The 19,106-nt window shown below is 62.9% G+C and carries 21 protein-coding genes; 8 read left to right on the top strand and 13 right to left on the bottom strand.

Annotated features, from left to right (window positions below):
* Nucleotides 1–47 precede the first annotated feature (47 nt).
* The 4 genes from LZ538_RS09530 to gatC are packed head-to-tail and all read right to left on the bottom strand — an operon-like array spanning nt 48 to nt 4,966.
* On the bottom strand, nt 48–1,703 hold the full coding sequence (locus tag LZ538_RS09530) for an alkaline phosphatase family protein (RefSeq protein WP_249831788.1): 1,656 nt from the start codon (nt 1,701–1,703) through the stop codon (nt 48–50).
* 28 nt (nt 1,704–1,731) lie between these two features.
* Nucleotides 1,732–3,210 carry an Asp-tRNA(Asn)/Glu-tRNA(Gln) amidotransferase subunit GatB gene (gene gatB, locus LZ538_RS09525; RefSeq protein WP_249831787.1) on the bottom strand — a complete coding sequence of 493 codons (1,479 nt, stop codon included), beginning with the start codon at nt 3,208–3,210 and terminating at the stop codon, nt 1,732–1,734.
* Entirely contained in the window at nt 3,210–4,682 is a 1,473-nt protein-coding gene (gene gatA, locus LZ538_RS09520; RefSeq protein WP_249831786.1) for an Asp-tRNA(Asn)/Glu-tRNA(Gln) amidotransferase subunit GatA, read from the bottom strand. Before gatA ends, gatB begins: the two co-directional genes overlap by 1 nt.
* On the bottom strand, nt 4,679–4,966 hold the full coding sequence (gatC, locus tag LZ538_RS09515; RefSeq protein WP_249831785.1) for an Asp-tRNA(Asn)/Glu-tRNA(Gln) amidotransferase subunit GatC: 288 nt from the start codon (nt 4,964–4,966) through the stop codon (nt 4,679–4,681). Before gatC ends, gatA begins: the two co-directional genes overlap by 4 nt.
* An 80-nt stretch (nt 4,967–5,046) precedes the next feature.
* Here gatC and LZ538_RS13380 point away from each other — a divergent pair, with 80 nt between their 5' ends.
* A complete protein-coding gene (locus tag LZ538_RS13380; protein ID WP_249831784.1) occupies nt 5,047–5,982 on the top strand; it encodes a putative 2OG-Fe(II) oxygenase in 936 nt (311 codons plus the stop codon).
* A 77-nt stretch (nt 5,983–6,059) separates the two neighbouring features.
* On the top strand, nt 6,060–6,617 hold the full coding sequence (locus LZ538_RS09505; RefSeq protein WP_249831783.1) for a PilZ domain-containing protein: 558 nt from the start codon (nt 6,060–6,062) through the stop codon (nt 6,615–6,617).
* Here LZ538_RS09505 and LZ538_RS09500 read toward each other — a convergent pair.
* A complete protein-coding gene (locus LZ538_RS09500; RefSeq protein ID WP_249831782.1) occupies nt 6,614–6,871 on the bottom strand; it encodes a GlsB/YeaQ/YmgE family stress response membrane protein in 258 nt (85 codons plus the stop codon). The genes LZ538_RS09505 and LZ538_RS09500 overlap by 4 nt on opposite strands.
* Before the next feature lie 152 nt (nt 6,872–7,023).
* On the opposite strand from LZ538_RS09500, the gene LZ538_RS09495 reads away from it, so the two are divergent.
* From LZ538_RS09495 to LZ538_RS09485, 3 genes are read left to right on the top strand one after another with little or no spacing between them, the layout of a single operon-like run.
* A complete protein-coding gene (locus tag LZ538_RS09495) occupies nt 7,024–8,127 on the top strand; it encodes a DUF3089 domain-containing protein (protein ID WP_249831781.1) in 1,104 nt (367 codons plus the stop codon).
* Nucleotides 8,124–8,594: a Holliday junction resolvase RuvX gene (ruvX, locus tag LZ538_RS09490; protein ID WP_249832199.1), complete on the top strand. Its 471-nt coding sequence runs from the start codon at nt 8,124–8,126 to the stop codon at nt 8,592–8,594. The genes LZ538_RS09495 and ruvX overlap by 4 nt, the downstream gene beginning before the upstream one ends.
* 11 nt (nt 8,595–8,605) lie before the next feature.
* A complete protein-coding gene (locus LZ538_RS09485) occupies nt 8,606–9,481 on the top strand; it encodes an aspartate carbamoyltransferase catalytic subunit (protein ID WP_249831780.1) in 876 nt (291 codons plus the stop codon).
* Here LZ538_RS09485 and LZ538_RS09480 read toward each other — a convergent pair.
* From LZ538_RS09480 to LZ538_RS09470, 3 genes are read right to left on the bottom strand one after another with little or no spacing between them, the layout of a single operon-like run.
* A complete protein-coding gene (locus tag LZ538_RS09480) occupies nt 9,478–10,839 on the bottom strand; it encodes an SPOR domain-containing protein (RefSeq protein WP_249831779.1) in 1,362 nt (453 codons plus the stop codon). The two genes, LZ538_RS09485 and LZ538_RS09480, sit on opposite strands and share 4 nt — an antisense overlap.
* Nucleotides 10,840–10,843: 4 nt before the next feature.
* Nucleotides 10,844–11,488, bottom strand: coding sequence for a hypothetical protein (locus LZ538_RS09475; protein WP_249831778.1), 645 nt, complete (start codon nt 11,486–11,488; stop codon nt 10,844–10,846).
* Nucleotides 11,489–11,499: 11 nt separating this feature from the next.
* A complete protein-coding gene (locus LZ538_RS09470) occupies nt 11,500–12,222 on the bottom strand; it encodes a ParA family protein (protein WP_249831777.1) in 723 nt (240 codons plus the stop codon).
* A gap of 136 nt (nt 12,223–12,358) precedes the next feature.
* Between LZ538_RS09470 and LZ538_RS09465 the strand changes: the two genes are divergently transcribed.
* Nucleotides 12,359–13,270: an SPOR domain-containing protein gene (locus LZ538_RS09465; RefSeq protein ID WP_249831776.1), complete on the top strand. Its 912-nt coding sequence runs from the start codon at nt 12,359–12,361 to the stop codon at nt 13,268–13,270.
* A gap of 4 nt (nt 13,271–13,274) precedes the next feature.
* Here the strand turns inward: LZ538_RS09465 and serB are convergent, their stop codons facing one another.
* Nucleotides 13,275–14,168, bottom strand: a complete 894-nt coding sequence (gene serB, locus LZ538_RS09460) for a phosphoserine phosphatase SerB (RefSeq protein ID WP_347402762.1) — start codon at nt 14,166–14,168, stop codon at nt 13,275–13,277.
* On the opposite strand from serB, the gene miaA reads away from it, so the two are divergent.
* Nucleotides 14,152–15,084, top strand: a complete 933-nt coding sequence (gene miaA, locus LZ538_RS09455) for a tRNA (adenosine(37)-N6)-dimethylallyltransferase MiaA (RefSeq protein WP_249831775.1) — start codon at nt 14,152–14,154, stop codon at nt 15,082–15,084. The genes serB and miaA overlap by 17 nt on opposite strands.
* Nucleotides 15,085–15,100: 16 nt before the next feature.
* Nucleotides 15,101–16,069, top strand: coding sequence for a ketol-acid reductoisomerase (ilvC, locus tag LZ538_RS09450; protein WP_249831774.1), 969 nt, complete (start codon nt 15,101–15,103; stop codon nt 16,067–16,069).
* Here the strand turns inward: ilvC and LZ538_RS09445 are convergent.
* The 4 genes from LZ538_RS09445 to mutL are packed head-to-tail and all read right to left on the bottom strand — an operon-like array spanning nt 16,066 to nt 18,992.
* Nucleotides 16,066–16,239 carry a hypothetical protein gene (locus LZ538_RS09445; RefSeq protein ID WP_249831773.1) on the bottom strand — a complete coding sequence of 58 codons (174 nt, stop codon included), beginning with the start codon at nt 16,237–16,239 and terminating at the stop codon, nt 16,066–16,068. The genes ilvC and LZ538_RS09445 overlap by 4 nt on opposite strands.
* 53 nt (nt 16,240–16,292) lie before the next feature.
* On the bottom strand, nt 16,293–16,838 hold the full coding sequence (gene ppa / locus LZ538_RS09440) for an inorganic diphosphatase (protein ID WP_249831772.1): 546 nt from the start codon (nt 16,836–16,838) through the stop codon (nt 16,293–16,295).
* Entirely contained in the window at nt 16,835–17,218 is a 384-nt protein-coding gene (crcB, locus tag LZ538_RS09435) for a fluoride efflux transporter CrcB (protein WP_249831771.1), read from the bottom strand. Before crcB ends, ppa begins: the two co-directional genes overlap by 4 nt.
* Before the next feature lie 10 nt (nt 17,219–17,228).
* Nucleotides 17,229–18,992, bottom strand: a complete 1,764-nt coding sequence (mutL, locus tag LZ538_RS09430) for a DNA mismatch repair endonuclease MutL (protein ID WP_249831770.1) — start codon at nt 18,990–18,992, stop codon at nt 17,229–17,231.
* Nucleotides 18,993–19,106: the final 114 nt, after the last annotated feature.

The raw sequence follows: 19,106 nt of genomic DNA, 5'->3' as shown, positions 1-19,106 counted from the left end.
CTGAACGCCAGATTAAAGCCGAAAATAAAAGACGTGTTTTGAAGCTCTTAGCGCGGGGGACAAGAAATCAGCCCGCTGTCAGGAAGACAATGTCCGTCGATTTTTTCGGACGTGATCCGAAGTCCCAGCATCGCCGCCAGCGTGGGCATGATGTCGACAGTCTCGACAGCCTCTTCGCGGAGACTTCCGCTCATACCCGCCCGCCAGAAGACAATCGGAACGCGACGATCGTGATCCCAAGGAGTGCCGTGGGTCGATGCCAACGCAGGAGTCGACGGATATGGCGACACATGCTCCTTCAGGACCACCCAGAGATCTCCCGAGCGTTGTGGATCGAAGGATGCCCTTGCGCGCTGAACGAGGGTCCATTTGTCAGGGCTCACGACCGGGACAGGCGTCCGCGCGATCTCGTCCTTGGTGAACACCGCCTCGACTTGCGGATGCGCGCGGTAGATGCGAAGCGCTTCGTCCATCACCCGCCTGCGATCCGCTGGGCTCAGCGCCCCATTTATCCAGATGTCGCCGGCCCATTCGCCAAAAAGAACCGGGCCCTTGATGCCGAGTTTGTCTCCTATCGCCTTGCCCACATCTGAGGCGTCTAGGGCGACGTCGACGTAAGCGGCGTCGGCCAAGCGCTCCTTCGCGCGCTCCGGTATGTCGAAGCTCCCATGATCCGCGGTCAGAGCCACGGCATAATCGATGCCGCTGCGGTCCAGGACACCAAAGAAATCCCCGAGGTCGCGATCGAGCGACAGAAGCTGCAGGCACATCTCCTGACCTTCCGTCCCGAAGCGGTGGCCGACATAATCCGTCGCGGAGAGGCCGATCGACAGGAGATCCGGCGAAGGGCCGCGCCCCAGTTGCATCTCGCCGATGAGAGCAGCGGCGAGAGCAAGCACGGCGCCATCATATTCGGGCGAATTGGAAAAGGCATTGGCGTCGCCGGCTGCGCGATCGAAGCGGCCCAAGCCGACGGTGCGAGGTTCACCCTTCAGTGAGTCTGGCCGGCCGCCGAGAACATAGCTTTTTGCCTTGGATGCGCAGAACGGCGGCGGTTCGAGTCCGGGCTGCGCACGGGCGATCTGCGCCGAAACCGCTGCATTCGCCCGAGCCACGCTTGCAGGGACGGCAACATCTTGAAGGTCGGTCTGGAACATCTTCGCCTTGAAGAACCAGCGCTGATCGACGTTGTGTCCGCCCATCATTACAGCGGCGCGGTCCTTGCCGGCGACGGCGACGCTACGGCTGCCAGGCATTGCTGCTTTGAGATACTCGCCGAGCGTCGGCACTTTAAGATGCCTGGCTGACACGGTGTAAGCATCGGACGATGAGCCGGGCACTGTCTCGTCCTCGGCACAATAGACGGCCTTGTCAGCACGGCTGACAGTGAAATCGAACCAGTTGTTGATCGGAATTCCCGCGCGTCCGGAACGGACGCCCGTGAGGATCGTCGCATGTCCGGGGCAGGTCTCCGTGCCCGCGTGACTCTGATACCCGTTGCGAAAGACAGTCCCCGATGCGAGGCGAGCGAACCCGCCGGCGAATTGTGGACGGTATTCGTTCCACAGGTCGGCGGAAAGCTGATCGACGGAAATGACGATCGTCAGCTTTGGCGCTGTAGCCGAAACAGGTTGGGCCACAGACTGAGCCCACGCGACGGTCGGGATGAACGCCGCCGCCGCGGCCAGGACAAGTTTACGCATCATCCCATGCGTATGCGGACGAACTGTGTCAGTCCAGTTTCGCGCGCAGCCGTTCGTTCACCACCTGCGGATTGGCCTTGCCCTGCATGGCCTTCATCGTCTGCCCGACGAAGAAACCGAAAAGCTGCGGCTTGCCTCCCTTGTACTCGGCGACCTTGTCCGCATTGGCCGCGAGAATCTTATCGATCTCGGCATCGATCGCGCCAGTATCGCTGGTCTGCTTGAGGCCGCGCTCCTCGACGATCCTGGAAGGAGCGTCGCCCGTCTCGAGCATGATCTCGAATACCTGCTTAGCGAGCGTCCCGCTGATCGTCCCATCGGCCACGAGCTTGAGCAGTTCTGCCGCTTCCACGGGCGAAATGCCGGTCGTCGCCAATGTCTCGTTGCGGCGATTCAGCGCGCCGAAAAGCTCCGCAACGACCCAATTCGCTCCTTGCCTGGGTTCGGCCCCCGCATCGAGAAGCGCGTCGAACCAACGCGCAGTCTCGACCTCAGCAGTCAGCACGCCGGCGTTGTACGGAGTGATGCCGAGACCCTCGTACCGCTTGCGCTTGGCGTCGGGCAGCTCGGGAAGGCTCGATCTGCATTCTTCGAGGAAGGCTTCGTCCAGTTCCAGCGGCAACAGGTCGGGATCGGGGAAGTACCGATAATCGTGCGCATCCTCCTTTGATCGAAGTGAGCGCGTGACATTCTTGTCGGGATCGTAAAGCCGCGTTTCCTGCGCCACCTCGCCACCCTCTTCGATCAACTCGACCTGGCGCTTCGCCTCATGCTCGATCACCGCCATCACGAAACGCACGGAGTTGACGTTCTTGGTCTCGGTGCGCGTGCCGAATTCGCCGCCGGGCTTGCGCACGCTGACGTTGACGTCCGCACGCATCGACCCTTCTTCCATATTACCGTCGCAGCTGCCGACATAGCGCAGGATGGCACGCAACTTCCGGAGGTAAGCTCCTGCTTCCGCCGGAGAACGCATGTCCGGACGCGACACGATCTCCATCAACGCGACCCCGCATCGGTTGAGGTCGACATAGCTCTTGGTCGGATGCTGGTCGTGCATCAGCTTGCCCGCGTCCTGCTCGACGTGGATGCGCTCAATGCCGATCTGCTTGACGCTATTTTCGTCCTTGTCGTCGAGCAGGATCTCGACTTCGCCAGGACCCACCAAAGGATGATAGAGCTGGCTGATCTGATATCCCTGCGGAAGGTCGGCGTAGAAGTAGTTTTTGCGGTCGAACCGGCTCCAGCGGTTGATCACCGCATCGAGTGCCATGCCCGTCCGGACCGCCTGGCGGATGCACTCCTGGTTTGGCACCGGAAGCATCCCAGGCATCGCCGCGTCGACCAGGCTCACCTGCGTGTTAGGTTCGGCTCCGAAGGCCGTTGCCGCACCGCTGAACATCTTGGCCTTGCTCGCGGTGATCTGTGCGTGGACCTCGAGTCCGACCACGACTTCCCACTCGCCGGTATCGCCCTTGACGCGATAAGGCGCCGTTGAGTCAGCCATCACCACCACTTCTCCGGTCGTGCCGTGAACCCGGCGCGCTCCTCGATCGCGAGGCCCGCGTTCAACACCATCTGCTCGTCGAGCTCATTGCCGATCAGGTGCAGCCCCAGCGGAAGCCCCTGACCGTCGAGCCCGCCAGGAACGCTCATCGCAGGAAGCCCGGCGAGGCTCGCGGGCACGGCGAACACATCGTTCAAATACATGGCAAGCGGGTCGGTGGTCTCGCCAATGCCGAATGCCGCCGACGGAGCCGTGGGCGTCAGGATCACGTCGCATTGCTGGAACGCGTTGCGGAAGTCCTGCTTGATCAGCGCTCGCACCTTCTGCGCCTTGGTAAAATAGGCGTCGTAGAAGCCGGCCGAGAGGACATAGGTGCCGATCATAATGCGGCGCTTGACCTCGGCACCGAAACCCCCTGCCCGCGTGGCGCCATACATGTCGTCCAGCCCACCCTCGACCGCCGCACGCATGCCGTAGCGGACCCCGTCATAACGAGCGAGGTTCGACGAAGCTTCAGCTGGGGCGATGATATAGTAGGTCGGCAACGCATATTTCGTGTGGGGAAGGCTGATCTCAACGGGCGTCGCGCCAGCATCCTTCAGCCATTCGATGCCCTGATCCCACAAGGCGTTGATCTCCGCGGGGACTCCGTCGATCCGATATTCCTTGGGAATTCCAACCCGCTTACCGTTGAGATTACTGGATAAGTTCGCTTCCCACTGAGGCACCGGAAGATCGAGTGAAGTGGAGTCCTTAGGATCGAAGCCGGCCATTGCCTCGAGCAGGATCGCGCAGTCGCGAACGGTCTTCGCCATTGGCCCTGCCTGGTCGAGGGAGCTTGCGAAGGCGACGACGCCCCAGCGTGAGCAGCGGCCGTAAGTAGGCTTGATCCCGCAGATCCCGACGAAGGCCGCCGGCTGGCGGATCGATCCGCCGGTGTCCGTACCGGTGACGCCAGGCGCGATATCCGCCGCAACGGCAGCCGCGGACCCGCCAGAGCTCCCGCCCGGCGTAAGGCCCACGTTACTGCCCTTCCTGCGCCATGGGCTGAGGACCGGCCCATAGGCGCTCGTCTCGTTCGAAGAGCCCATCGCAAACTCGTCCATGTTGAGCTTGCCCAACATGCCCGCGCCAGCCTTGCGCAGGTTTGCAGTGACGGTGCTTTCGTAGGTCGGCTTGAATCCCTTTAGGATGTTGCTGCCCGCGGTGCTGTCGACGCCTCGGGTCGCGAAAAGGTCCTTGATGCCGAGGGGAATGCCGGCGAGTGCCCCCGGATCGCCGTTACCTCGCGCTTCGTCGGCGGCCTGCGCGGCAGCGAGCGCGTCCTCGGGAGTCTCCACCGTATAGGCATTGAGCGTCTTCGCCGCGGCCACAGCAGCGTTGTAGGTCTCGGCGATCTCGCGAGCCGTGAAATCCCCTGAACGGAACCCGTCGCGGAGTTCCGCGATAGTCTTGGACGTCAGCTCACTCATTCGATTACCTTGGGCACCGCGAAGAAGCCGTGCTCCGCATCCGGTGCGTTGGCGAGGATGGCTTCGCGGCAATCGCCATCCGTGATGGCATCTGCGCGCAGCCTCAACTTCTGGTCGATCACTGCGGTCAACGGCTCGACGCCGCCCGTGTCGACTTCGGCCAGCTGTTCGACCCAACCGAGGATATTATTGAGCTCGGGCACCAGCCGCTCAAGCTCGGCATTGCTCATGGCGATGCGCGCGAGCTTGGCGATATGACGCACCTGTTCGGGAGAAACGGACATGGCAGGGCGGATAGCGACGGGGCCGAAGGGCGGCAAGCCGGACGCTTGCCCGTCGCCTGCACGCGCGCCAGAAGTGTCCCGTGCGAGAGCCAGCCAATCCGAATGCGGCATTCGCCGCCATCGCCCGGGGCGACGTCGAGCATGGCTTCAAGTTGTACGAACGCTGTCTGCGCGGCGACTATCTGCCCGACGCGCCTGCCGGTCTGCACGCGGGCATGCTGGACGAGGCCGGTCGGTTTGAGGAGGCTGAGCGTCTGAGGGCGCTTGCCGTAAAGTATAGCGGAGACCTTGCGACGCGTGCAGGCAGCTTTCTGGGCGCCAAGCCCGAGGATGCTGCCCGGGAGTATGAAGCCTTGTTCGAACGCGGACTCATCAACTCGCGGATGATCCACAAATATCTGCAGGCGCTCGCCAATTCGGGACAAATGGAGCGGCACGCACGCGTCATGGCGCCGGGTCAGCTATTCGAGCTCGTATCGCTCGATCGTTCACTGGCCAGAGATGTGGACCGGATGCTCCTGGAAATGGAAGACCGCGCCGAGGAGCAGGAGGCCGTTCAATCGGTCCGCAACATGCGCATGCTCAGCGGCCTGTCGAAGGCCGAGCACCCCGCCGCTCAAGCTTTGATCGCGGAGATAACCACTCACACGAGGGACTATCTGAGGCGCTGGCAGTCCTCCGATCATCCGTTCGCTCACCTCGTTTCAGATGAGATGCAGATCAAGGCGTGGGGCCTGATCTCCCGCGGTGAAGGGTACAACATCCCGCACATCCACGGGGAAGGCTGGGCAACCGGCGTTTTCTATCCGCGAAAGATCGAAGGCAGGGGCGGAGAACTGGTCATTGGACCGCCGAAGAACGTCGGCGGCTCAAAGGACGACTGGGGGTATCGCGAGGTGAGGCCTAAGGCTGGGCTGCTCGTTCTGATGCCTTCGTTCTACACCCATTGGACTGTTCCACTGGAGAAGACCGGAATCCGAACGTCAGTAGCGTTCGACGTTGTCCGAGAGGCGTGAGCGACCCAGCGCAGAGCCGTCGCGGAAAACAAACTGCTCCGATCTGGATCAAGTAATTGCGGCTCAACCGAACGTCCGTGGATTACCCTGCCTTGGCACAGGCAGAGGTTTATTCGGTGCATTCGAAAAAAGTCCGACACGATGACCCGCGTCTCGATGAACGTTCGAATGTTTTCCTGGCGGCCACGCTCCAAAGTGCATCACAGTCATTCACCGTTCGCATACGAAACATTTCCCCCATGGGCGCGCTGTTGGAAGGCCCGGATTTGCCGGGCGAACGTCAAAGGGCACGGCTTCGGCGGGGCAGCCTCGCGGTGGATGGCGAGGTTGCGTGGGAAAACGGTGAGTTACGCGGCATTCGGTTCGATGGGCCCGTAGACGTGGGCGCGTGGGTGCCGCGTGCCGACAATGTCCGGACGCGGTCGCTGCGGCGCGCTGGGATGAGCGCAGGCGCCCAGGAGGTCGGCGAGCCCGCAGCCCACGTCCGAAGTCAAGAAAGCTCGATCGAGCAACTCGCGGCGGAGCTTCTCGAGATCTGCGAACGGATCTTACTTCAGGAACTAAGTTTCGAAACGGGCGACGACGTGCGTCGCGCCCGCTCGATAGCCCTCAGTCTGAAGAAGGCGGGCCGCTAAACGCGGCGACCTCCCCTGACCACCCGATAGAGGATCAGCAACACGATCGCGCCTGCCGTGGCGATGACGATGTTCATGATGTTGCCGCCGCCAAGGCCCATCTGACTTGCGATGAACCCGCCGAGCAGGCCGCCGGCGATGCCGATCAATATGGTCACGATGATTCCCCCCGGATCGTCGCCCGGCATGATCCACTTGGCGAGAATACCCGCGATCAAACCCACTACGATCCAACCAATGATGCCATATTCCATAGCCCGCTCCCTCGATGGTCGGCCGGTTCGGCAGACAGGCATTTCTGGCGATTTTCGAGGGTTCCTAGCTATCCGGACAAACCCCGTGGACGATCTGAGGCCCTGACGGACCTCGCTTGCTAGCGAGCAAGGCGCCGAATAGGGCCGCGTTAATGTGCGCGCGCCGTTTCCTCGTAATCATCTTCGTGCTGACACTCGTCGTCGTTGCCGCGGGCTTCGCTATTTTTCAGTTCGGAGGAAACGTGCTGCTCAAGCAGGCAACCCCCCAGGGACGGTTTGAGCAGCCGGCCATCGGAAGCGGGCCAAATTACAGCCAACAGGCCAGCTGGGTCGCCAAGCCGGGCATGGCGGCTAACCCCTCGCTCTGGCTTCCGGACGGAATGGCCGCTGCTCCGGTCGGCAACGCATCAATCTTTTACGTTCATCCGACGACCTATCTGGAACGCGATCGATGGAACGCGCCGCTAGATGCCGGCGGCCAGACCCGATTCCGAACCCGCCTTTTCGTGCAAAGCCAATCGAGCGCATTCAACGCAGCGGGTGAGGTTTGGGCGCCCCGTTACCGTCAGGCGGCGTACGGCGCTTTCCTGCTGAGCAGCGAAGATGCCCAAAAAGCTCTCGACCTTGCGTACCAAGACGTTCGCAATGCCTTCGATTATTTCCTGAGCCAGATGCCGGCCGACGAGCCGATCATTCTCGCCGCACACAGCCAGGGCGCGCTGCACCTCATGCGTCTTCTGAAGGAGCGCGGGACGCAGCTAAACGGCCGGCTGGTCGCGGCTTATGTCGTGGGATGGCCGATCAGCACGACCGCCGACCTTCCGACTCTCGGCTTTCCGGCTTGCAGTTCAGCCGATCAGGCCGGTTGCATTCTGTCGTGGATGAGCTTCGGCGATCCGGCGAACCCGGACCTGATCCTCGATCAATGGCAAAAGACCAAAGGCGCGACGGGCGTCGACCGCAGGCGCGAAGACATATTGTGCGTGAACCCACTCACGGGAACGACCAATGGGGCAGCTCCGCCCGAGGCCAACCCGGGGACGCTCGTGCCCACCGGTGACCTGATGTCGGCGGCCATCTCGCCCGGCAGGGTCGGCGCGCGGTGTGACAAGGGATTGCTGTTGATCGAGGGCGACATCCCGGCGCTGGGGACGTTCGTCCTCCCGGGCAACAACTATCACGTTTACGATTACGCGCTCTTTTGGGGCGCCATCCGGCGTGATGCTGAACGAAGACGCGTCGCGTGGCAGCGGTGATCACGCCGAACGCCGCCGCGTTTGCCGCCGCTGTACCCCATGGAAAGCTTGCGGGCCTGGACGTGGGCACCAAAACCATCGGCGTCGCGATCTGCGACGCAGGATGGCATTTCGCCGGGCCTGCGGAAACGATCCGTCGAACGAAATTCACCAAGGACATGGAACAGGTGAAGAACTTGGTAAGTCGCGAGCAGATCGCCGGCTTAGTCGTCGGGCTACCTCTCAACATGGATGGCAGCGACAGCCCGCGAACGCAGTCTGTCCGCGCATTCGCCCGTAACCTCGCTCCGCTGAATGTCCCGATCCTCCTATGGGATGAGCGCTGGTCCACGCAGGCCGTCGAGCGGGCGATGATCGATGCCGACGTTAGTCGGGCCAAGCGCGCCGAGAAAGTCGACGCGCTCGCCGCCGCCCATATCCTCCAGGGGGCAATAGATGCGCTAGCCAATCTGGCGAACCGCGGTTAGGCCCCACGCTCGTGGACCTGATCTCCATCGACAGCCTAAGCGACCAGCAGATCGAGCGAATCCTCGATCGCGCTCTTGCCGTTCACAAGCGGCCGGGAAACACGATCGGCGGCCGGGAAGGCCGGGTCGTCTTCAATCTATTCTATGAGAATTCGACCCGAACCTTGATGTCGTTCGCGACGGCAGCGCATCGCCTGGGCGCATCTCCGGTCACGATGCCCGTGGAACAGTCCTCGGTGAATAAAGGCGAGACGCTGGAAGACACCGCGCGAACGCTCAATGCGATGAATCCGGACGCCATCGTCATCCGCCATCGGGAAAATGGTGCGCCAGCGACAGTCGCCTCACTGGTCGACGCCCCCGTCATCAATGCGGGCGACGGCACGAACGAACATCCGACGCAGGCGCTGCTGGATGCTGCAACCATCCGCCACCACTTCGGACGGATCGAAGGGCTGAAGGTAGCGATCTGCGGCGACATCAAGCACAGCCGCGTCGCGCGCTCGAATGCAAAGCTGCTGTCGCGCCTGGGCTCGGAAGTCCGGCTCGCTGGACCGCCTGAGCTGATGCCTGACGGGATTCCACGCCTCTCGGTCGATCAGGCGATCAAGGACGCGGACGTCGCCATGATGCTGCGGGTTCAGCGTGAACGCCTTGATCAAGAGTTCGGCGATGCCCCCGGAGAATTCCTCCAGAACTACGGGCTGACGGCGGAACGGCTCGCGAGCGCGGCACCTCAAGCCGTCGTGATGCACCCCGGCCCGATCAATCGTGGCGTGGAGATTGCCGACGTGGTCGCTGACGATCCGCAGCGCTCGCTGATCACGCTTCAGGTGGCGATGGGCGTCGCCGTTCGAATTGCTTGCCTGGAGCTTTTGCTCGCTTAGCGCGAGGCGATTTGTACCGGCGCGTCGCCCGCGACCTCACGAACGAAGCAATTACCGCCACGACTTTGCAGCAGCTCGCACCGTGCAACCGCCTCCCGCCGGCTATTGAAGCCCTGGATCGAGAGGCGCCAGAACGTCCCCTTCGGCGAGTCAAAGCGGGCGCGGACGGGCAGATATTCGCGAAGGGCAGGATAGCGCTTGGTCAGCGTGTTCCAGGCAGCGGCGACATATTCCGGCGACTTATAAGCGCCGAGCTGGACCACCGCGTTGGAACGGCCCTTTTGCACCGTGCTCGGCTTCCGGACCGGCGCGGAGGCGCGGCGGACCTTGGCCGGAACGGGTTTTGCCTTCATGACTGTCGGCGCGAACGCCGCGAAGGCCGCAGGGGCCTCGGGGGCCGCTGCGGCAGCCATGGAGACTGTCACCGGTGCACGCTCCGGCCGCGTCGCTGGCTCGCTTTCGTAGAACCGCGCTGGCGGTGGAGGCGGCGCGGCTTCAGCCACTTGCGACCCCGGTGCCGGCGGCTGTGCGGCGGCGAATTGCGGCTGTGGCTGAACGTCGACAGCCTGCGCAGGCGTTGGAGCAGGTGCTTCAGCCTGCGCGACCTGGGTCGTGGCCGCAGTTGGGTTCAGGGCGAGCCGCACGGGCTGGCCGGGATCCAGCGCAACCGGCGTGACGCCAGTCAGGGCGGCGACCTGGTCCGAGCTTTTCGTCGGGTTGGCGAGCTGCATCCACTGCTGGATGCGCTGATCGAGCTTGTCGGCTGGAACGTCCTGAGCCGCGATCGTGCGAGCAGTCATCCAATCACCGGAAAAGGCATAAGCGAGCGCGAGGTTCTGGCGCACCCGTCCGTCGGCGCCGGTCTCACGCGCGGCAGGTCCGAGGACCTCAATCGCTTCGGGAACTCGTCCGGCCAGCGCCAGCGCAAGTCCGTAATCGGCGGCATCGAGATCCGGGCGCGCGGTCTCCAGCAAGGACATCGCTTCGCTGTTCTTGCCGAGCGCAATCTGGACCAGGACCAGCTTCAGGATAACCCTCGGCTGGTTCTCGTAGATCGTAAGCGAATCCTTGTAAGCGCCTTCGGCGGAGGCAAAACGCCCGGCCGCGAAATAGCAATTGCCCAGAAGCGCGCGGAAGCCTGCGTCGCGAGGCGATTGCTGGACGGCCTGTTCGGCAAATCCGATCGCCGTTGCCGCGTCGTCGGCGCTGAGAGCCGCCATTGCGCGAGTTGCATAGCCCATCTGACCCACCGGCTTCACTTCACGGATGCCAGTCTTTTGCGGGGTTGCGCATCCAGCAGTCATGGCAGCGAGGACAATGAATGATGCGGCGGAAGCGAAGCGGAACGGCTTGGACATCTTATTACCCCTTGCGTTTGGCCTTTTCAGCCAGGGCCTCGAGCTCCGGCATTCCGGCGAGCAGCTGATCGAGCGCATCAGTGACGAACTGCTGCGCCGAGCGGCCGCCCACTGCGCATGCGAGGCGCAGCTTGAGGTGCCGGTCCGGATCGAGACGGAGAGTGAATGCAGCCTTGGACTTGCTACCTGGTGCACAACGCGGCTTTGGCGCGCGGCGCGGCGCAGGCTGGGCCGGAATGGATTGAACGGTAACGGGCTCCACGTCCTCGACCTCGACCTCGGGCTCGGGCTCGGGCTCGTAGAGCTCCGCAGTCTCGTCCGTTTCCTCGTCGGTCTCATCGGGCAGGAGCCGATCCGCAATCTCAGCCTGCTGAGTGTGAACAGGCGACTGCACCGGCGTCAGGCCGGTCGGGTGGGCCGCCCGCGGATGCTCGACTATGTCTTCGCCGAAGGCGTCGTGAGAGTCATCGCGTGAAGTCTCCACCGGCTTCGGCGGTTCGAAGCCCATGTCGTTCCAACCGAGATCCTCGAGATTGCCACCGCCCATCTGGCCAAAGCCCTGGGGCTTCATGGCCGGGCGCGCGGCGCCCTTGCGGGCAAGAAGGCCGGATGAGAGGGAGGCGAATGGCTTGGGTGCTTCGCTGGCCACCTTCGCGCTCCTTACTGGCCGACAACTCGGCGGCCGAAACCACCGACGGGACGCGGACTGGCAGCACCGATGCCAGGCGCCTGACCGGGCGCGGCGAACACAGTGCGACGGAAATTCTTCTCGAGCCGGTCAGAAATGTAGTCCCACAGCTCGGTCACTTCCTTGGCGGAGCGACCCGAGGGATCGATTTCCATGACCGTTCGGCCATCGATCATCGAGGCCGCGAAGTCGGTGCGGTGATGCAGCGTGACGGGAGCAACGGTTCCGTGCTGCGAAAGTGCAACGGCCGCCTCGTAGGTGATCTTCGCTTTAGGAGTTGCTGCATTGACCACAAAGATGAGCGGCTTGCCGGCACGGTCGCAGAGATCAACGGTTGCGCCGACTGCGCGAAGATCGTGCGGGCTCGGCCGCGTCGGAATTACGATCAGCTCTGCAACGGCGATAACGCTCTGGATCGCCATGGTGATGGCCGGCGGCGTATCGATAACGGCAAGCCGGAAGCCTTGTTGGCGAAGGACCTCGAGGTCGGACGCCAAGCGTGCAACGGTGGTCTGGGCGAACGCAGGCATGTCTGCCTCGCGCTCGTTCCACCAATCGGCAAGGCTGCCCTGCGGGTCGATATCGATCAGGCAGACCGGACCCGCTCCCGACAGCTGCGCCTGCACCGCAAGATGACCGGACAGAGTCGTTTTGCCGGACCCGCCCTTCTGCGATGCCAAAGCCAAGACGCGCATGCTTTTCCCCTCGCCTTCTGACGCCAGTTCAGGCAGCGAAGTGACACTCAAGCCTCTAAAATCTGGTTAACAGTGGTAAGACCCTGTTTGCGATGCGAGAGGGCTTAGTTAGGGTGAGTGCGGAGTATATTTAGGCATGCGTTACAATTGGTTGCTGGCTTTTGCCGCCACTGTGGCAGCGATCGCACCGGCTTCGGCTCAATCTTTGAAAGCTGGGATCGAAGCATGGCAAAAAGCAGATTATGACGCGGCGGTAGCCATTTGGCGGCCCCTCGCAGAGAAAGGCGACGCCGACGCCGCGTTCAATCTGGGGCAAGCCTATCGGCTCGGGCGTGGAGTGCCCGTCAATCTCGGCGCGGCGCAGACCTGGTTCGAGCGTGCCGCCCGCAAGGGTCACCTGGATGCGCAGACGACCCTGGGCCTTTTGCTATTCCAGAATGGCAATCAGGCTGGCGGCCTGAGGTGGCTTCGAATGGCCGCCGAGCAAGGAGAGCCGAGAGCGTTGCTCATCTACGGGACCGCCTTATTCAACGGTGACGGCGTCTCCCGCGACCCCGTACTGGGCTATGCTTATGTCAGCCGATCTGCGGCCCAGGGCCTAGGAGCTGCCAAGGCTACCCTGGAGGAGATGGACGGCGTCCTGCCTCTCGAAGTCCGGAAGAAGGGCCTTGCCATAGCGATGGCCAAGGCAAAGGAGGCGCCGCCTCCTGCCCCTGCAAAGCCGGTCCCGGCCCGCAAAGCGCCGAGGGAGCCCGTGGAATCAGCGAAGCCCCTAGCCGAGACCGCGAAAAAAGCGGTCCAGTCTCCTGCGTCCCCCGCGACCGGCGCCTGGCGAATTCAGCTCGGAGCTTTTTCCAAGCGTGCATCCGCCGAAGATTTGTACCGTAAGGTCTCGGGAAACAGTGCATTGGCGGGGCGAAAGCCATTTTACGTCAGCGCGGGGCCCGTCACCCGCCTTCAGGTCGGGCCGTACATCAGTCGCGCAGCCGCACAGGCGGCTTGCAACGGCCTACGACCGCAGGCCTGCTTCCCCGTCGCCGCCCAATGATCGCCTAGGCCCGGAACCATTCTCTGCGGCGGATACCCTGCGCCCATAGCAACGCATCGAGCCCATGATGCTTAAGCTCGGCATCGGCGACCTCGACGAGAGCTGACTTTGCCTTGACGGCAACGCCGAGGCCAGCTTCCTCGATCATCAACTTGTCATTGGCACCGTCCCCGATCGCGAGCACATCGGAATGGCGGAGTCCGAGTTCTTCACGCGCATCTACCAGCGCGTCGCGCTTCGCAGTCGCATCGACGATGGGGTCGCCGACTTCTCCGCTGAGCTTCCCGCCCGCGAATATCAATCGGTTCGCCTTGACGCGGTCAAACCCTACCGTCCTCGCGACCGGCTCGGCGAAAGACAGAAATCCACCCGAGACCAAGAGGCAACTCGCGCCGCCCGCCCGCATCGTCTGAACCAGGGTTTGCGCGCCGGAGGTCACATCGACGCGCTCGTCGAGACAACGCCGCACCTCGCGCTCATCGATGCCCGCAAGGAGGCGAACCCGGTCCCTCAATGCCCGCCCGAAGTCGATATCGCCGCGCATGGCCGAGTCCGTGATGCGCGCCACCCGATCCTTGAGACCAGCGAAGTCAGCCAGCTCGTCGATGCATTCCTGGTCGATGACCGTCGAATCCATGTCAGCGACCAGCAGCTTTCGCCAGCGCGGCTCATCCGGCTGGACGATGACGTCGACAGCCTCGATCGTCTCCAGCGCCCAGCGCGCCGACCGCAGGTCACCGTCAAAGGAAAGGTCGGCGGCGTCGCCCTCGTCGATCCAGTGAGAAAAGCTTGCTCCAGGGTCCACTTCGCGCAGCAGACCCAGTGCGCGATCGATCAACCTGTCATCCAGCCGCCCTGCTGCTATCAGCGTCGCAATCGCCATGAGTTCTGAACGCAAGCCTCCTGTCGCCTTAATTGCGGGACCGACCGCGAGCGGCAAGTCGGCACTTGCGATTGCACTTGCCGAGCGAACCGACGGCGTGATCATCAATGCCGACAGCGCGCAGATATATGCCGGGATTCCCATACTGAGCGCAGCTCCCTCCCCGGCTGATACGGCTCATGCAGAACACCGCTTGTACGGCCTGCTTGATGGCACCGAAGGGTGCTCGGCAGCGCAGTGGTCCAAGCTGGCGCGCGCCGAAATTGAAGACGTCCATGCTTCCGGGCGACTCCCAGTACTCGTCGGAGGGACAGGGCTTTACTTACGGACACTGCTCGAAGGTATCGCGCCGGTCCCCCCAATAGACGCCGAGACACGAGCCGCGGTTCGCGAGCGAAGCGTGACCGAAAATCACCAAGAGCTGCGGCAACGCGATCCTCGGGCGGCCGAGCGGCTTCACCCGAGCGACACCACACGCATCGCGCGCGCGCTCGAAGTCATCCTGTCGACCGGCCGGAGCCTGGCCGAGTGGCAGACGGAGCGAACGGGCGGCATTGGCCGCGACGTCGACCTGCGGCCGCTGGTCCTGCTGCCACCTCGCGAATGGCTCTATCGACGTTGCGACCAGCGCTTCGAATCCATGTTCGGCAATGGTGCAGTTGAAGAAGTCCAGGCGCTGCTTGCTCGACACCTCAACCCCAATGTGCCGATCATGAGAGCGATCGGCGTGCGCGAGATTGAAGCATATCTCGCAGGGACCCTTACGAAGGAAGAAGCGGTATCGGCGGGCCAACAAGCGACCCGCCGTTACGCCAAGCGGCAATATACCTGGTTCGCGCATCAACCCCCGGCCGAATGGCCCCGCTTCAATGATCCCGTGGAGCCTTCGGCAATGCCGGCCGCGCTGGAACTGCTTGGCGCAAGCGCCTAGTCAAACAGCCATGGAGATGCTGCGCGACGCCGACATCGACCCCTCCGCTCTGACGGGGAAGCGTGTTGCCATCATCGGTTACGGCAATCAGGGCCGAGCACAGGCCCTAAACTTGAAAGACAGCGGGATCGACGTAGTTGTTGGGCTCCGCGGCGGGTCCGGGAGCGCGTTCGAAGCAGAGGCTGCCGGACTGAGCATCGCGCTCGTCGAAGATGCAGTCGCCTCCGCTGACGTCACCATGATGCTCGCTCCCGATGAAATCCACTGCGCCTTGTATCGAGCGATCGAACCCCATCTGCGAACGGGAGCCGCTGTTGGCTTCAGCCACGGGCTTTCCGTCCGCTTCGAATTCGTGAAGCCCCGCGCCGACCTCGACCTGTTCCTGGTCGCTCCGAAGGGCCCCGGGACCGCCCTGCGATCGCTATACCAGGACGGCAGAGGAATGATTGCGCTCTGGGCGGTCGAGCGCGATGCCAGCGGGCACGCCCGGGAGATTGCCCTCGCATATGGGCAAGCGATCGGATGCGGTCGTGCGGGCCTTATTCCATCCAGCTTCGCAGAGGAGGCGGAGGCCGACCTTTTCAACGAGCAAGCCGTGGTGTGGGGAGCGGTTCCGGAGATCCTGATCGCCGGCTTCGAGACACTGGTGGCCGGTGGAGTGAGGCCCGAAGTCGCTTATTTGGAATGTGTCGGCGAGTTGAAGCTCATCGCAGAGTTGATCGAGGCGCGTGGAATCGCGGGGATGCGAGAAGCGATCTCCAATACGGCGGAACTGGGTGCCTTTCTCGGCGGGCGCCGGATCGTGGACTCAAGTGTACGCACCCGCATGACAGAGATCCTGACAGAAGTTCGTGCCGGTCGGTTCGCTGCGCAACTCAGAGAAGAGGAGGAAAGCGGCTACCGCCGGCTGGAGCAAGCACGGGCGGATGCGCAGCGCTCAGCCGTCGAGGCAACGTTCCGGGAACTCAGACAGGTCGACGACTAACCCACCTGGTCGTGCTGGTCTTCCGGCCTTTCGCCGACACTCGCCTTTTCCAGATAAGCGCGCTGCAAATCGCGATGCGCCTGCGCGACGTCGGGATCGGTGGCCGCGAGCGCCAGCTCCTGCTCCTCCGCGGCACGCTGGGCGAAATAGATGCGATCCTGCGTAGCCATGGCGCGATCCTTTCGGGAGGCCCTTTAACAAAACCCTACTGTGTTGTCCGCAACTAGCTCGCGACCGGGATTGCACCCTTGGCGCGCTCTATTGCTTCGCCCAACACCCGCCTGGCCTCTTCCGCATCGCCCCAACGCCCAACCCGAACCCACTTGTCCGCTTCCAGGTCCTTATAGTGGGTGAAGAAATGCTCGATCTGCTGGAGCACGATCGAGGGCAGGTCATGCCGCTCTCCGACATCCGTATAGTAAGGAAAAGTGGTGTCGATCGGGACGCAAATGAGCTTCTCATCGCCGCCATGCTCATCCTCGAGGTTCAGGACGCCGATTGGCCGGGCCCGAACGACACAGCCCGGCATGAAGGGCGTGCGCGCCACCACCAACGCATCGATGGGATCGCCATCCGGCGAAAGCGTGTGGGGCACGAAACCGTAATTAGCAGGATAGCGCATCGGAGTGTGTAGGATGCGGTCGACAAACAAGGCGCCCGACTTCTTGTCGAACTCATATTTCACCGGCTCGCCGCCGACAGGTACTTCGATGACGACATTGACGCTGTTGGGCGGATCGTCGCCGATGGGAATCAAGTCGATATTCATGGCAGGTGCCCGCCGCTCCTAAAGAGAGCGAGCCCCACGAACAATGCGAAGATGCTCGCGGCGACCGACCCGGCGACATAGCCGGCCGCGAGACCATATGCATTGCGCTCGATCAGTAGCGCCGCATCGAGAGAGAAGGCGGAAAATGTCGTAAATCCTCCCAAAACACCTGTCGTCAGGAAGAGGCGCACGTCTTGGGGAACGCCGGGCTTCAAGAGGAAATAACCAGCCAGCACTCCCATCAAGAAAGAGCCGGCAATATTCACGATCAGGGTGCCAAATGGAAAGCCGTAGCCGAAGAGCCGCGCCGCGCCGACGTTGACGCCATGACGCAGGGCACCGCCAATGCCTGCACCAAGGAAGACGATGAGGTAGAGCATCGCCGCAGGCTTACTTGCGGCCGAACAATTTTTCGATCTCTCCGTGACCGAGCTTCACCCATGTCGGCCGCCCGTGATTGCACTGGCCTGAGCGTGGGGTGACCTCCATTTCACGGAGAAGAGCATTCATCTCGGCAACTGACAGGACGCGCCCCGCTCTCACGGAGCCGTGGCATGCGATCGTCGCAGCGACATGATCGAGCTTGTCGCGAAGGCTTAGGGCGCCTCCGAGCTCCGCTATCTCCCCAGCGAGGTCAGAAAGAAGGGCGCTGGCGTTCGTATGGCCCAGAGCCGCGGGGACCGCGCGAACGAGCATGGTGGTAGGCCCGAACCGCTCGAGATCGAGCCCCATCGCTTCCAGCTCGGCCGCAGCAGCCTCAAGCCGATCGCAATCCGGTTCTTCGAGTTCTACGACTTCGGGGATCAGCATTGTTTGCCGACTGATGTCGCTTCCCTCTCGGGCGGCGCGCATACGTTCCAGGACCAATCGTTCATGCGCGGCATGTTGGTCGACGATCACAAGGCCATCCTCGGCCTCCGCAACGATGTAGGTTGCCGCCACCTGACCGCGCGCCACTCCCAGTGGATAGCTCCGAACTTCCTGGACTGCTTCCTCTGCCCTCCCCTGTGGAGCAAAAAGGACATCGCCAAACGCCGCAGCCTGCTCCCGAACCGATTCCGGTAAGATTGCCGATCTCGGCGCGTTCCACAGACGCCGCTGCGGGGTCGCGTCCGCGGTCGAGCCGCTTGTCCAATTGACGGCAGCGGCTACCTGTTCGCGGGCGGCGCTGCGCTGGCTCTCTCCGTCGAGCGCGCGCCTAAGTCCGCCGACAATAAGTCCGCGCACGGAGGCCGGGTCGCGGAATCGCACTTCCGTCTTGGCGGGGTGGACGTTGACGTCGACCTCATCGAGCGGGGCATCCAGGAAGAGCGCAGCGATGGGGTGGCGGTCCCGTGCGATGAGGTCGCGATAGGCAGCCCTGAGCGCGCCCACGAGCAGCCGATCCTTCACGGGCCTGTTATTTACGAAAAGATATTGCTGATCGGCCACCCCGCGGTTGAAGGTCGGAAGGCTGATCACACCGGTCAGGCGCAACCCTTCACGCTCGCAGTCGATACCTACGCCATGTCGATTGAGCTCGTGGCTCAGCAACTCGGCGACGCGAGCGGGCGGCTCCGCAGGCTGAAGGGTGAGGATCCTCCTGCCATCATGGTCAAACGTGAAGGCCACATCGCTTCGTGCCATCGCCAGCCGCTTCACCGTGTCGAGACAGGCGGCATATTCGGCGCGCGGCGAGCGCAGGAACTTCCGGCGGGCCGGCACTTTCTCGAACAATTGCTCGACACGGATGCGAGTTCCGGGTGGAAGCGCTGCCGGGCCTTCCCCCATGAACTCGCCGTGATCGATCTGGATGCGCCATCCGTCGGCCCCGCTCACTCGACTCTCAATCGTCAAAAGAGAGACGCTAGCGATGGAGGGCAGCGCCTCACCGCGAAAACCGAAACTCGCAACACGGTCGATCGCATCGCCGGGCAGCTTGGATGTAGCATGCCGCTCAAGAGCAAGGCGCAAGTCGCCGGCGGCCATTCCAGAGCCGTCGTCGGCAACCTCGATCAGTTCCAGCCCACCGGCCGACAGCCTTACGGAGACCTGCGACGCACCTGCGTCGAGCGAGTTCTCGACGAGCTCTTTGAGGGCGCTGGCGGGGCGTTCCACGACCTCGCCGGCGGCGATGCGATTGATGAGCTCCGGCGGCAGCCTTCTTATTGACATCTTAAGTCTTCCTAGCCCATTCCGGGCCTGCCGGCGAAGCGCTGATTTTCCTGAAAATTCAGAGCGCGTTCAATGGTAGGGGATCAACTCAAATTTACCGGCTGGCAAAGAGAG

Source organism: Sphingomonas hankyongi (genome assembly GCF_023516575.1).
Taxonomy (GTDB): Bacteria; Pseudomonadota; Alphaproteobacteria; order Sphingomonadales; family Sphingomonadaceae; genus Sphingomicrobium; species Sphingomicrobium hankyongi.
The sequence above is the reverse complement of the archived record's forward strand: the minus strand, read 5'-3'. Positions and strand labels throughout refer to the sequence as shown.